Raw genomic sequence first — 13,732 nt, forward strand, 5'->3', positions numbered from 1 at the left:
AGCTCGTGAAGGTGAATGGATGACAACTCCTTCCATCGGGACGTTTCTTCTGCGGAACAGGTACGAAATCACCAGCGGTCCACACGCAGGTGATGGCGAATCCCAGGCATGGGAGGCGTTCAGCGACGGCTACACCTACCTCCTGAAGACGTGGACGTACGAGGGCGAGCAGCCGGACCGGGTGCAGCGCGCCCTGTGGGACCAGGAACTGCGCACCCTGTACAAGGTCGCAAGTAGCCCGAGGTCGGACGACGCGCTGGTCGTACTCAAGGACGCAGGGCTCGACCGGGAACACAACTGCTTTGTCATGGTCCTGGAGGCGCCGGGTTATGAGCGCGTTGCTGACGCACTGAGGCGCCGGGCCCGCTACCCGTGGCTCTCGAACCGGGGAAGTGACGCACGCAAACAGCTGTGGAGCGGCTTACGTCGCGTCGCCACAGGGCTGAACCTGCTACACGAACGCCAAGTCCTGCACCGTGGCGTGGATGTCGACTCCCTCTTCTTCGACGCGGACCTCGGCGCCGAATCCCTTCGACTCGGCGGCTTCGAATGGTCCGTCAAGCTGGGTCGTCCAGTAGGGACACAGCCTCTCGCTGGCTGGCCAGTCCCGCCGGAGCGCACCACTGGAGGCATGACAGCGTGGCGTCAGGACGACGACTGGTTCGCCTTCGGCATCCTTTGCGCACGGCTGCTGCTCGACCTCGAACGTTTTAGCCCCAATCCCCCGCACGAGCGGCACGTGCGGGTGCTCAAGAGCATCGACACCGCCAAGCAACAGCTGACCGAGGCCGAGCGCAAGCTGCTGCTGGACCTCGTCGCCCAGGACCCACTGGAGCGCCTGACCACGCCGTACGACATCATCAGTCGGATCCAGGACATCACGCGGGACCTGGCGAACCCCCTGCGCACGCAGCAGGAGGACGCACAGTACGTCCTGGCCCTCGATCTGCGGCGGCACGAGTTCATCGATCACCTGATGGACAGCGGGCTGCGTGACCACCTTCAGCTTGACCCCCTGGGGACCTTCATCCCCGGGGATCCGGTTCACCGGAGGGAGGCATGCGAGTTCGTCCGCCAGGACCTCCAGAAGCCTCTTCTGTATGCCGTCCCCGGCATGTCGTACTTCATCCTCGTCGGCGGCAGGCTCAGCCTGAAGATCACGGCACATCGAGGGAAGGACGGCACGTCCAGCTGGCAGATCGCGGACTGCCGATCCGCTCAGCCACTGATCTTCAGTGAGGGCGACGACAGCTTCCGCGAACTCCCGCCCGGCCGCGTGTTCGCCTACGCCAAGGACGAGGTTGCCCATGACCGTACGATTGCGCAGAACGCCACATCGTGGGAGCCCGTACTGCCGAAGATCGACCGCAGCGCGCAGATCTCACGCGAGCTCAGCCGGTTCCACGAATTCGTCCGTGTGAGCAACCAGATCGAGCTGCTCCTCCTCGACTCGCAGATTTTCCCGTACGAGGTCGTCCAGGGTCCGTGGCTGAAGGACGGCGTGGAGTGGGCCGTGGTCAAGGAGCGTGAGCGTCCCGAAGGACACGAAGTCTTCGAGGCGTTCCGCGTGGACTTGATCGACTTTCTACAGAAGGAGGTACGGGGTAGCGACCGGTCCAGGGTCATCCTGTCGGGAGCCCGCGGCGGCGACCGCCTAAAACTCCCACCCCGGGACCCCCAGTCCGACGACGACGGCAACGTCTGGCAGGTCGATGCCATGGACCAGGCGACCGAATTCGTCACACTCAGCCGCCCCGGCCTGAGTAAAGGTCGGGTGAAGCTGGAGAAGGAGGGGTTCCTTCGCAGCGCCGGCATGCCCGGGCAGATCAGCCTGTTCCGGCGTCGCAAGAAGGCCATCGACGCCCTCGATCAGCACGGATACCTCCTGCGGTCGCTGGCCATGCCGAGCCACGTCCGCATGGATACGGGGGCTTCCGAACTTCCCGTCGAACTCGACCTCGAACTGGTCGACGAACCCAAACGGGCCAGCATCGAGGACATCCTCCGAGTGCGACCCATCTACACGCTGCAAGGGCCTCCCGGCACGGGCAAGACCACCCTCGTCGCCTGGCTGCTGCGCGAGATCCTCACGGAGGATCCTGTCGTCCAGGTACTTGTCACGGCCCAGGCGCACGGAGCCGTCGACGTGCTGCGGTCGAAGGTGGGTGAGGCGTTCCAGGACGTACCCGAAGCCGACAGGCCACTGCAGATCCGGCTGCGGGGGCCCCACAAGGCTGGAGCCATACTGCCGGAGGACGGCGTCGAGGGCGTGGCCAGGCAGGTGCTCCAGCGCAGCATCTCCCAGCTCAGTGCCATGAGTTCCCCCAGCGAGGTGCAGCTCGCCTGGTTGGAGGACGCGAAGGCCATGGTCAGTGAGATCAACATGATGCAGGAGCAGGGCGAGCTCGGCCACCGCTCGTCGGACTTCGTCGAGTTGGTCAAACGCGGCGCGAACCTCACATACTGCACCACCAGTGCCGGCGACCTGGTCGCCCTCGCCGCAGGTCAGGCCTTCGACTGGTCGATCGTCGAGGAGGCGGGCAAGGCGCACGCGTTTGACCTCGCGCTGCCGCTGCAAGCAGGTCACCGCTGGTTGCTGATCGGCGACCACAAACAACTGGATCCCTACCGGTATGAGGACTACCAGCAGGGAATCGAGAAGCTGGACCCGGTGGCCCAGACACTCAGCCGCCTCAAGTCGAGGGCATCCGGCATGCTCGACCAGGATTGGCTCGACTCGTGGGAGCGGCGCAGTCAGACGGAGCGGGATGAGTTCCGCGAGTACGCCAAGGAATGGCTGAAGACCTTCCACCGCCTGTACGAGTACTGCGCCGTGGCCGCGGGTGCCGACCGCCTCGTCACAGACACCGAGGCGAAGGGAGCATCTGCGGGGCAGTTGATCGGCCAGCACCGCATGCACCCGGACATCGGCCGACTCATCTCCGAGGCCTACTACCAGGGGCGACTGGTGAACCGCACCCTGGACAAGAACGACGAACCCTTGGAGCGCGTGCGCCACGGCTTCCACACCCCGCATGGCATCGGTGACCGGGCCGTAGTCTGGCTCGATGTACCGTGGTGCCGCAACGACGCCACCACCCGTGAGGTAGGCCCGAACAGCGGCGAGTCGCCGTATACCAATCCGGCGGAGGCGCGCGCGCTCGCCAACTTCCTCCGGGCTCTGGGACCGGACGGCGGGTGTGAGGGCACGCTTGCGGTGCTGGCCCCGTACGCCCGGCAGGTGAGTCTGCTTGGCCAGCAATTGCGGGGCACGCCCCTGCCCGCCGGACTGCAGGTCCAGCTCGGTCTCAAAGCCGAAGCGATCGACGGCAACCGGTTCCCCACCCACACCGTTGACTCCTTCCAAGGCAACCAGGCGGACATCGTCGCCATCAGCCTGGTCCGCAACAACGAGGAGGAGATCGGCCGCGGCCTAGGGTTCCTGGACGACCCGGGCCGCATGAATGTCCTCCTCTCGCGGGCGGAGCGCCTGCTGATTCTCGTCGGATCCTGGGACTTCTTCATCCACCAGGTGCAAGCAGTACCTCTCGCGGACGAGTCCCAGCCCCTGTGGTCCTTCAAGAAGATCGTCACCCTGCTCAACGAATGGTTCCAGGACGGAAGGGCCGTGCGAATCCCAGCTGACCTCAGGGAGAACTCGTGATCGTCCTCGTACCTGTGAGCATGTTCAGCATCAACTTCAGCGTGGCGCGGGGCCGCCCGTACAGCCGTCTGGAACGCCGAGTCTTGGAGGAGATCGCCGCCCGGGCCGGTGTCGCCCCCCACCAGGGCGCGACCCTGACCTCGCTTTGCGACACCTTCCGGGTCCACGAACGGCTGATGGTAGAAGCCGTAGTGACCCTGGTCGGTGCCGGGTGGGTCGCCGTCACCAGCGGCCGGGAGGCCGCGTTCGTCCTCACCGACGAAGGGCAACAGGCGTGTTCGTCCGGAAAGGACCCGGCATCGGTCGTCGTGGCTCCGGCCGCACCCTGCACCGTGGTCTTCGATCGGACGGCGGGACAGCTGGCCAGGCGTGGTGAAGTGCAAACGGTCTCGAAGCAGGACGCACGGCTGGATCTCAACCCGACTACTCCCGTGCGCATCCTGCGCGCCACGCTGGACGAGTCCCAGATCCAGAAACTGCTGCCACGGGCCAGCGGAGAGTGGGTGCGCAGCATCGGACGGCCCAGGCTCGTGACGTTCAGGCGCTACCTCCCCGTTCGTGTCGACTTGGCCGACCGGGAAATAAGGGGACTTCCTCGGGGCTGGCACCAGGCTCTGTCGGCCGAGATCCTGGAAGTGGCAGAGTCCAGGAACGAGGAGCTGGAGGGTGCCCCAGACCTCCAGCCGGCGCGACAGGCGACCGCCGGACAGGAGGCCCCCCTGGTCTCGGCTCGGATGCCCACCGCCGGCCCCGGGCACCGGCCGACACCACTGAGCATCCCGGGGCGAAAGCCATCGGCGTCCGCACCCGGGACCTCGGCGGCGGCCCAGACGGATGCCTCTTTTCCATGGCTGGAGGAAGCTGATCCTGTCGGAAGCAGCGGTGACGGCCTCACGGACCAGTCGACCGAAGCGATCCTGTTCTCGGAGGTGTCCGGCGAGGAGTCCCACCAGATCCTCCTCACTGAAGCACTGGCCACAGCGGCGAACCACATCCTGATCGCCTCACCCACAGTGAATGTGGAGAGCCTGTCGAGGCTCGGAACCGCCATCCAGGCTGCGGTGACGCGCGGGGTGCGCGTGGACGTCCTCTATGGCGACACGGACGACGGAACCAGCCCGCAGGATGTCGTCGACCTGCTTAACCGGATCGGCTACCACGCTGCGGAACGTCTGGGCAGGGACCTCCTGAAGCCAGCCAAGGGACCGACAGGCAGCGGTGCCGGCCTTCTGATCTTCGATGGGAGGGACGGGGCACTCGAAGCAATCATCGGCAACTACGCGTGGGTCGGGTCGCAGGGGCCGGAGCGGGCACACTCCGTCCACATTGGCGGAACCGAGTTCATGGCCCAAGTGGCACGGGCAGCCGCAGGTCTGTGGACGTGGAGCGGTGATCAAGATTCCGCCGACCGCTGGCGGCGCGTGGCAAACCGCTGCCAGGACGACACCGCCGTCTCTGCGGCTCGAGGGGACCTTCTGAAGGACCAGGTCCTCGCCGAGCTGATTGTGGACGACGAACACGCCCAGGTCCTGCAGGGCTCCCAAGCCAACGCCCTGCGGATTGGCGGCGCACGTCGGCACGAGAACGGGTCTGCAGCGGGCATCCGCGGCATCTCTGCGGTGATCCGCCACCCAGAGACCTTGACCATCCCATGAGAGTGATCATCCCTCGCCGCCACCACGGCGACGAGGGAGGCTCCTGGCGCGGGTACCCCTCCGGGTACTGGTCTCAGTTTTGGTCTCATTCACCCCCGTTCAATCGGGTCCAGAGTCTGAGCCTCGATCGGCTCCGCCGCAGGTCAGAACGGGCATGAACTCCGACGGACCCCGTTCGTGAGAATTGGAAAGCGTGTTGGGAGCAATCCCTCACGAGTTCGAATCTCGTATCCTCCGCCTCTGCCAGCCATGGCAGCACGAAGGCCCCGACCGGTTCGCCGGTCGGGGCCTTCGTCGTGCTCCGGTCCCCCGCTCCTCCGGGCAGGCGGTCGCACCGGGGCCGACCGATGATGGAGATCCGGGGGCCCACGACGTTCGAGGGCGGCGTATGGCTGTATGGCATGTCCGGGACTTCACACCGGACGACCTCGAAGCGGTGGTCCGACTCGACACGGAGAGTGCCACTACGGACCGCGCCGCCGTCTTCCGCCTCTCCGACGTGGTCGCCGCGTTGCAGGCACGTGATCCGAGCGTCGTCGTGGTGGCCGACGGGCGTCTCGTGGGCGCGGCGGTGGGCCGGGTGGACGGGGACCGGGCCTGGGTGCTGCGCATCGCCCTGCATCCCGGCTGGCGGAACCTGGGCATCGGCACCGCCCTGCTGTCCGCGCTGGAGCGCCGTCTGCGGGACGCCGGTGCCCGGATCGTCGCAGCGGTGCTGCCCGATGAGGAGACCGGCGCCACCGCGCTGGTCAACTCCGGGTTCCACCCCCACCGCGGGCTCACGTACTTCGAGAAGTCGGAGGTCGTCGGCACCCAGGGCCCGACGGTCCTGGCGATGCTGGGCGCGGTCATGCCCGAAGCCCGCCTGTGGGAGCGGCTCACGGGCATGGCCGACGAGAAGCGGCTGATCGAGCGGCGGCTGGTGCTGCCCCTGGCGAACCCCGAGCTGGCGGACGCCCACGGAGTGGAACCTCCCCGCGCGGTCGTGTTGTTCGGTCCGCCGGGCACGGGCAAGAGCACGTTCGCCAAGGCCGTGGCCGGCCGGCTCGGCTGGCCGTTCATCGAGCTCTTCCCCTCCCGGATCGCGTCCGAGGACGGGCTGGCCACCGGACTCGGCCGCCGCTTCGAAGAGGTGGCGCAACTCGACCACGTGCTGCTCTTCATCGACGAGGTCGAGGAGGTCGCCGGTACGCGCAGCCTCGCCGCCCCCGCGGCGGTCGGCGTGGTCAACGAACTCCTCAAGTCGATCGTGCGGTTCCGTGACCGCGACGGACGGCTCCTCGTCTGCGCCACCAACTCGGTGGCCGCCCTGGACCCGGCGTTCCTGCGGCACGGCCGGTTCGACTACGTCCTGCCGGTCGGGCCACCGGACTCCGCGGCCCGTGACGCGCTGTGGGCCGGCTACACGGCGAAGACGGGTACCGCCGCCGACACGGCGGTGCTCGCCGAAGCCAGCCGGGGCTTCACTCCCGCCGACATCAGGCAGGTCGCCATGGCGGTCGCCCAGATCACCTTCGAGCAGACCCTCGACACGGGGGAACGGACCCAACCCGGCACCCAGGACTACCTGGACGCCATCCACCGCACCCGTCCGACCGTTTCCGAGGAGATGGCCCGGGAGTTCGCCGACCAGGCGGTCCGCTACGGGCGGGTCTGAGCGGCCGCCCTCACCCGTTCCGCCGTTTCCGTCCGGAGGAGTCGGGCGGAATCCTCACCGCCGCGACCGTACCGGGCCCGGGCCGGAGCGAGAGTAACCTGGAGATCACCGAAGGCACTTCGCATGCCGGCACCGGATACTGGCGTCGTCTCCGGCGCACGGCGACACCGGACCCGGTCTCGTGGACCGGGCCCGGGGACAGGTTTCTTGATCATGACCACGATGCTCGATCGTGCGACGACGCCCGCCGCCCGGGATTCCACCGCACGGCTCTCGCTCACGCCCAGTGGCGTGCGGCCCGGCCCCCTGGACGGAGCCTGGTGGCCCCGCTCGCGTGATCTTCTCCTCGAACTCCCCGCCCTGGCCGCCGACATCGACGAGCGGTGGGGCCGGGTCACCCGGATCACCGTGAATCCCGCGCAGTGGCCCGTCATCCCCCCGCGCATCCCGGTCACCGGGCACACCGTCCACGCGGGCTGGTTCACCACCGAGCAGGACGAGCACACGATCGCGGTGTTCTCGTACGCCCCGCGCCGGCTGAACCTGCTGGTCGTCCCGCCGGAGACGGATGCCGTCAGTGCCGCCCGACTGATGGCCGAAGCCGCCGGCCCCGCGAACACCACGGCCGCGAGCGGTCTACTCGCCGTGGAGACGGGCGGCGGCACGCAGGGGTCGCGGTCCCGTTCCGACTTCCTGCCGTCGGCCGTCGCCCCCTCCGAGGGTGCCGGTGAGGCGGGCAGTCGGGCGGATGTCGCCCGCAGCCGGGCCGCCTCCTGGCCGGTACCCGCGTAGCCCGGCGGAACGGGAGCCGGCCACACCCGCGTAGCCCGGCGGAACGGAAGCCGCCGCCGGACAGGCCCTACGGCCGCGGGCCGGGTGTGTCACTCGCGTGACCATTCGGCCTCGGCCAGGGGCCGGCCGGCGATGTCGGCCCCGTCCCAGAGGCGGATCCTGATCGCCCGGGGTCCGGGCACGGGCCGGGAGAGCGTGCGCACGAACACCTCCCGCAGGTGGTTGGCCGCCTGCTGGGGCGGCCCGTCGTACTCCAGCGGGTCCTGCGGGGGAGCCCCGTCCTGCCGGGACCACCGGCCGTCGTCGTCCTGTGTCTCCAGAACCCATCGGTAGTGCCGCATCTGGCCTCCCGCGACGACGATCCCGCCCCCGGACACGACTGTACGGGCGGGGCCGATCAACAGCGACCGGTGATCCGCCCGGCCACCGCCGACCGTCCCGGGAACCGCCGCCGGGGCCTGCGGTTCCCGCGGAACGGATCGTCGTCAGTACTCGGAGCCGCTTCGCAGGTAGGTGTCCGCGACCTGGAGCCACGCCCCGGGCTGAGCAAGCCTCGATCCGGTGCGGCGTGTCCTCGAAGACCCGCAGGATGCGCAGCGCGCCGCCGGCGTGCAGGTCGTACTCGAAGGTGACGCCGTCGTCCGCGCCGTCCTCGTACCGCAGGTCCAGCGGCCCCTTCGAGGGCTCCGCCGACGCCCCGGCGTCGGCCGAGAGTTTCACGCCGGTTTCGTCCGACATGGCTCGCCACCTGTGTGTGGACACACACCAGCCCCACCGAACGAGGGCCGACGGTCGGGGAGCGGCAGCTGGACCGCCCCGATGTCCCCACGGTAGTCCGCCGCACCTCGCCGATCCGGCCTGCCGACCGGCAAGGAGAGCCGGCGCGGGGGTGCCGCCCCTCTCAGCGCCATTCGATCAGGAACAGGGTCGCGTCGTCGCTCGTGCGCCCGCCCCGCTTCTCCTTCAGGACGTTGGAGAGCGCCCGCACCACGGCCCGCACTCCGGCCTGCGAGCGCTCGACCCGGTTGACCCAGTCGATGAGCTGCTCCTCCCCGAACTGCTCCCCGCCGGGCTCGCGCTCCTCGATCAGGCCGTCGGTGAAGCACAGCACCTGGTCCCCGTGCCGCAACACCCGCTCGCTGATCACCGGCTCCTCGCCGCCGAAACCGACCGGCAGGGTCGTCTCGCTCTCAAGCCGCTCGATGACGACGTGGTCGCGGATCAGCAGCGGCTGAGGATGGCCGGCGTTGACCCACTGCAGGTGGCCGGTCAGGGTGTCCAGGCGCATCATCTGAGCGGTGACGAAGTGGTCCGGACCGAACTGTTCGGCGATGGCCCGGTCCATGAACGCGTAGATCTCGGCCAGCCCGATGTCGGCGCGCCGGGCGTGCCGGTACGCGCCGATGGCGACGGTCGCCATGGTCGCGGCGTCGAGCCCGTGGCCCATGGCGTCGATGGTGGCCACGTGCAGGAGGTCGTCATTGAGCGCGTAGTCGAAGCTGTCACCGGCCACCTGGTAGGCGGGTTCGAGGATGCCGGCCACGGCGACCCGCTGGACGGTCATCGACATCGGCGGCAACAACGACCACTGGATCTCGGCCGCCACGCTCATCGGTTCGAGGCGCCGGGCCTGGAAGATCCGGTCGGTGTAGCCGCTCTTGGTGATCAGCAGATCGGCGACCAGGGCGGCGAGGCGCCGCAACAACCGCCGGTCGTCGTCATCGACGGCGTCCAGCGTGAGGGCCAGAACCCCCACCTCGTCACCACCGTCCAGCAACGGCAGGTACACCCGCACCCCGTCGACCTGCGGCTCCTCGACCAGGGCACCGTGTAGGAAGGCCGTACCCGCGGGGGAGCCGTCGATCGGCACCGGCTCCCCGGCCGCCGGCCCCCGCTCCGGCAGCGGCACCAGCGCCAGCTGGCCGTAGTCCTGCAGCAGGAGCGCCGAGTCACGACCGCCGAGCCCGCGCACCACGTCGGCGACCAGCGGGGCGATCAGCTGGGGCTGCAGCTCGTGGGCCCGATCGAGCAGCGCGCCCAGCAGACACTCGCCGCGCCCCTCCGACCGGTCCGGCCCCGCCGCGCCGGACGAACGCTCACCGCGCATCCTCGCTCACCGCCGTCCTCCTCCGGTCACGGCACTCGGCACCGGCTCGATCGACCCCGAAACCCCTGTGCCGTTCGCCGGGGCGGGTCCTTCCATTACGCCCGACAGCAGTGCATCGCGCCCCCGGTCGCCCGCCGGTACGCCCGCCGGGTCGCCCGCCGGGTCGGGCGGGGCAGAGCCCTACCGTGGTTGCGGTTCCGGTTGCATTCACCCCCGTCCAGCACCGTGCGGTCATCGACCGGCGGGACGCTCCGGCGCAGGTCAGGATGCCTGCGGACACTCCCGGACCACCGGACGAACATTTGGAAAGCGTGTTGGGAGCAATCCCTCACGAGTTCGAATCCCGTATCCTCCGCCGGCCGATGCCTCGCGCGCGGGGTTTCACGTGTGGCGTCTGGATTGGCTGAGGCCTCGGCTCAGCCGGTCCGCCTGCTCGGCCGGTCCTGATGTTCCAGCCACTTCGTGATCGCCCGGTTCGTTTCCTCGGGCTTCTCCTGCTGGATCCAGTGGCCGCAGTCCAGGCTGACCACTTCCACGTTGGGGACGAACTCGGCCAGGTTCTCGGCCCTCGCGACCAGGTCCCGGTCTCCGTAGATCATGAGGATGGGCTGGTGGATGACCGGGTCCGCGTCCGCAAGCAGGTGCCAGTTGCGGTCTAGGTTCCTGTACCAGTTGATGGTGCCGGTGAACCCGGAAGTTTCGAAGGCGGAGACGAGGACGGCCAGTTCGCCGTCACTCATGACGGGCTCTCCGCGTGGTGTTTCCGCCCTGGCGAGATTGATCAGCGCCATGCCCGGCCGGGGCTCCGCGGGGGGCTCGTTCTTCCGGTACAGGTTACGGAGGAACTGGAAGGTGTGGTCGTCGAAGACGGCGTCCGCGACGCCCGGCTGCCGGTTGAAGTGGACGAAGTAGAAGTCGCCGCCGAGCACGGCTTCCATGGACTCGATCCAGGGCTTCTCTCCGCGGTCCTGGTAGGGCAGGCTCAGGTTGATCACCTTGTTCACCCGGTCGGGGTGCAGGAGCGTCAGGCCCCAGACGACGAACGCGCCCCAGTCATGGCCGACGAAGGTGGCGTCTTCGTAGCCGTAGTGGTCGAGGAGCGCGACGAGGTCGCCCGACAGGTGTGCGATGTCGTAGTCCGCCACGTCGACCGGGCGGGACGAGCGGCCGTAACCTCGCTGGTTCGGGGCGATGACGTGGTAGCCGGCCGCGGCGAGGGCGGGCATCTGGTGGCGCCAGGAGAAGGCGTGCTCCGGCCAGCCGTGGCAGAGCACGATGGGCTTTCCCGCGTTCTCCCGGCCCGTTTCGAAGACTTCGAGTTCCACGCCGTTGACCGGGACGAGAGTGGGTTCGGGGAAATCGCTTGAGGTCATGCCGCCATCCTGTGTCCCGAAACCGGTCACCTCGTGACCGGTTTGCGTGGGAGTTTTATGGGCGTGCGGACCGACCGGCTAGTGGCCATCCTCCTGTTGCTGCAACGGCGCGAGCAGGTGACGGCAGCGGAGGTCGCCCGGGAACTGGAGGTCTCCGAGCGCACCGCCCGCCGCGACCTCGACGCCCTGGCCATGGCCGGGGTACCCGTCTACTCCATGCAAGGCCGAGGCGGTGGCTGGCGCCTGGTGGGCGGCGCCCGCACCGACCTGTCGGGGTTGACCGCGGGTGAGGCCCGTGCCCTGTTCCTGCTCGCCGGCCCGGCCTCGGCCGCGGCACCGGCGGTGAAAGCGGCTCTGCGCAAACTCGTCCACGCCCTGCCGGAGCCGTTCCGCGCGCAGGCCGAAGCGGCGGCGGCATCACTGGTGACGGACCCACGACAATGGGGGGCGAACCGGGCCGAGCACCCACCACCCCGCTTCCTCGACGCACTCCAGGACACGGTGATCCGCGGCGTCCAGGTGCGGCTCGGATACGTCGACGGCAGAGGCGCCGGAACGAACAGAACCGTCCACCCGCTGGGCATCGTCGCCAAAGGCCCGGCCTGGTACCTCGTCGCCCGTACCGAGACCGGCCGACGGACCTTCCGGATCGACCGCGTGTCGTCCGCCGATCCGACCGACGATCCGGTGGACCGGCCCGAGGACTTCAACCTCGCCGGGAGCTGGCGCGAGATCGCCGAGGAGGTCGAACGCAGGCGAACTCCCCTGGAGATCCAGGCGCTCTGCACGCCCCAGGGCATCGGCATACTCCGGATCGGACTCGGCGATCGACTCGAAGTGGGAGGCACCGCGACCGACGGCCGCATCGAGGTCGTCATCCGCGGCCGCGACGAGTACACCCTCGCCGGCGAGCTCGCCGGGCTCGTCGAATGGCTTGAGGTGACCGGCCCTCCGAACGTGCGGGCCCGCCTGGCCTCGATCGGCGACGCGCTCGTCGAGCGCTACCGCTGAGCCCGGATCCACCGAGCTGATTCGAGGCCGATCACTTCCGGGGCTCGGCCGGGCCGATCGGCTGGAGGACGCGGGGTAGGTCGAGCACGGGGCGGACGGCTTCGACGGCGCCTTCGATCTCGCCCAGCGCTCCGTACTGGCACTGCAGTCGCAGATGCCCGGCCCGCGCGACATCCCGCGCGAGCTCCGGCAGCGGCCGGAGCTCGCGCCCAAGCTCCGGCGGACAGTCGTACACCGCCGCCAGACGCCGCAGTTCCGGCAGGCATGCCCCACCTCGGCTCGCCACTGCCCCTCCGTCCTGCCCCTCACCGAGAAGAACGGAGACCTCCAGCCTCAGGGCACCGGCCACCGCGACCGCCAGCGACCAGCTCCCCGGCCGCTGACCCGACTCGACCTTGCTCACCAGCGACTTCGACACCCCGGCGAGATCCGCCAGTTCCTGCTGGGTGAGCTCGTGCAGGCTCCGCAGCTCGCGTAAGCGCTGCCCGAGATGCTCGGTGGATGCATTCACATGGCACTCCTGCCCGACCGATACGTCGCGTGCCACGTATTCTCGCCCCAGAAGCGCGTCGGCCGGGCCTAGTTGACGCCATCCGCAATCTGAGAGGAGTGACACATGCCGATCCGTTCAGTGGTGTTCGACGTCGGAGAGACGCTCATGGACGACACCACCTTCTGGGGCTCCTGGGCTGACTGGCTGGGTGTCCCCCGGCACACGCTCGCCGTCCTCGTCGGCACGGTCACCGCTCTCGGCCAGGACAACGCCGAGGCCCTGCGACTCGTCCGGCCAGGCTTCGACCTAGTCGCCGAGCGTCAGGCCCGCGAAGACGCTGGCAAGGGTGAGTCCATCAGCGAGGCCGACCTCTACCCCGACGCTCGCCCCGGCCTCGACGCCCTGCGTTCCGCCGGCCTCTGGGTGGGCATCGCGGGCAACCAGACCGCACGCACCGCGGAGCTCCTCGCCAATCTCGACCTCCCGGTCGACGCCATCGCCACCTCCGGCCAGTGGGGTGTGGCGAAGCCCGACCCGGGATTCTTCGCCCGCGTCGTCGACTGGGCACCCGGCAGCCCGGACGAGATCGTCTACGTCGGCGACCACCGCGACAACGACATCATCGCCGCCAAGGCCAGCGGCCTGCGTACCGCGCACCTCCGCCGAGGTCCCTGGGGATACCTCCAGGCAGACGACCCAGCTCTCAAGGCCAACGCTGATTGGCAGGTCGACTCGATCACCGATCTGGCTCCTCTGCTCTCGTAGACGACGCCCTCGAAGCACATGGGACCCAGCTGCCCGGGAGCCGCTCGTCGAGATTGGTAGCGGCGGGCCACCCATTCGTGTCTGGCCAGAACGGCACCACAGGAGCCCCTGTAGTGTCGAGTCGTGACAGCTCTATCCCTCTTCAGCGTCGACCCTACGGCTCTCCCCGACCTCCCGTCGGAGGCAGTCGAGCATGGTGAGGTCTTCACGCGGCG

General features: G+C 68.9%; 10 protein-coding genes. 6 read left to right on the plus strand and 4 right to left on the minus strand.

Annotated features, from left to right (window positions below):
* Positions 1-19 precede the first annotated feature (19 nt).
* The 4 genes from ACFXHB_RS05750 to ACFXHB_RS05765 all read left to right on the plus strand — a co-directional run bounded on the left by ACFXHB_RS05750 (position 20) and on the right by ACFXHB_RS05765 (position 7,768).
* Positions 20-3,664, plus strand: a complete 3,645-nt coding sequence (locus ACFXHB_RS05750; RefSeq protein WP_380572401.1) for an AAA domain-containing protein — start codon at positions 20-22, stop codon at positions 3,662-3,664.
* Positions 3,661-5,319: a hypothetical protein gene (locus ACFXHB_RS05755; protein WP_380572402.1), complete on the plus strand. Its 1,659-nt coding sequence runs from the start codon at positions 3,661-3,663 to the stop codon at positions 5,317-5,319. Before ACFXHB_RS05750 ends, ACFXHB_RS05755 begins: the two co-directional genes overlap by 4 nt.
* A 388-nt stretch (positions 5,320-5,707) precedes the next feature.
* The gene (locus ACFXHB_RS05760; protein WP_380572403.1) at positions 5,708-6,976 is read left to right on the plus strand and encodes an ATP-binding protein; all 1,269 of its coding nucleotides are present in this window, start codon (positions 5,708-5,710) and stop codon (positions 6,974-6,976) included.
* Positions 6,977-7,189: 213 nt separating this feature from the next.
* Positions 7,190-7,768, plus strand: coding sequence for a DUF5994 family protein (locus ACFXHB_RS05765; protein WP_380572404.1), 579 nt, complete (start codon positions 7,190-7,192; stop codon positions 7,766-7,768).
* An 89-nt stretch (positions 7,769-7,857) separates the two neighbouring features.
* On the opposite strand, the gene ACFXHB_RS05770 is transcribed toward ACFXHB_RS05765, so the two are convergent.
* From ACFXHB_RS05770 to ACFXHB_RS05780, 3 genes are all read right to left on the minus strand, one after another.
* Positions 7,858-8,109 carry a hypothetical protein gene (locus tag ACFXHB_RS05770; RefSeq protein WP_380572405.1) on the minus strand — a complete coding sequence of 84 codons (252 nt, stop codon included), beginning with the start codon at positions 8,107-8,109 and terminating at the stop codon, positions 7,858-7,860.
* A gap of 560 nt (positions 8,110-8,669) precedes the next feature.
* On the minus strand, positions 8,670-9,875 hold the full coding sequence (locus tag ACFXHB_RS05775) for a PP2C family protein-serine/threonine phosphatase (protein ID WP_380572406.1): 1,206 nt from the start codon (positions 9,873-9,875) through the stop codon (positions 8,670-8,672).
* A gap of 416 nt (positions 9,876-10,291) precedes the next feature.
* A complete protein-coding gene (locus ACFXHB_RS05780; RefSeq protein ID WP_380572407.1) occupies positions 10,292-11,248 on the minus strand; it encodes an alpha/beta fold hydrolase in 957 nt (318 codons plus the stop codon).
* Positions 11,249-11,311: 63 nt separating this feature from the next.
* Between ACFXHB_RS05780 and ACFXHB_RS05785 the strand changes: the two genes are divergently transcribed.
* Positions 11,312-12,259: a helix-turn-helix transcriptional regulator gene (locus tag ACFXHB_RS05785; RefSeq protein WP_380572660.1), complete on the plus strand. Its 948-nt coding sequence runs from the start codon at positions 11,312-11,314 to the stop codon at positions 12,257-12,259.
* Positions 12,260-12,290: 31 nt separating this feature from the next.
* Here ACFXHB_RS05785 and ACFXHB_RS05790 read toward each other — a convergent pair whose 3' ends face one another.
* Complete coding sequence (locus ACFXHB_RS05790) at positions 12,291-12,770, minus strand: helix-turn-helix domain-containing protein (RefSeq protein WP_380572409.1); 480 nt, start codon at positions 12,768-12,770, stop codon at positions 12,291-12,293.
* Positions 12,771-12,875: 105 nt separating this feature from the next.
* Between ACFXHB_RS05790 and ACFXHB_RS05795 the strand changes: the two genes are divergently transcribed.
* Complete coding sequence (locus tag ACFXHB_RS05795) at positions 12,876-13,517, plus strand: HAD family hydrolase (RefSeq protein ID WP_380572411.1); 642 nt, start codon at positions 12,876-12,878, stop codon at positions 13,515-13,517.
* Positions 13,518-13,732: the final 215 nt, after the last annotated feature.

The sequence above is a fragment of the Kitasatospora sp. NPDC059327 genome (genome assembly GCF_042752535.1).
Classification (GTDB): Bacteria; Actinomycetota; Actinomycetes; order Streptomycetales; family Streptomycetaceae; genus Kitasatospora.

Excerpts from the sequence above, each read along its gene's own strand:
- ACFXHB_RS05775 (WP_380572406.1), bottom strand. The coding sequence starts at position 9,875 with ATGCGCGGTGAGCGTTCGTCCGGCGCGGCGGGGCCGGACCGGTCGGAG.
- ACFXHB_RS05750 (WP_380572401.1), top strand. The coding sequence starts at position 20 with ATGACAACTCCTTCCATCGGGACGTTTCTTCTGCGGAACAGGTACGAA.
- ACFXHB_RS05760 (WP_380572403.1), top strand. The coding sequence starts at position 5,708 with ATGGCTGTATGGCATGTCCGGGACTTCACACCGGACGACCTCGAAGCG.
- ACFXHB_RS05795 (WP_380572411.1), top strand. The coding sequence starts at position 12,876 with ATGCCGATCCGTTCAGTGGTGTTCGACGTCGGAGAGACGCTCATGGAC.
- ACFXHB_RS05770 (WP_380572405.1), bottom strand. The coding sequence starts at position 8,109 with ATGCGGCACTACCGATGGGTTCTGGAGACACAGGACGACGACGGCCGG.
- ACFXHB_RS05780 (WP_380572407.1), bottom strand. The coding sequence starts at position 11,248 with ATGACCTCAAGCGATTTCCCCGAACCCACTCTCGTCCCGGTCAACGGC.
- ACFXHB_RS05765 (WP_380572404.1), top strand. The coding sequence starts at position 7,190 with ATGACCACGATGCTCGATCGTGCGACGACGCCCGCCGCCCGGGATTCC.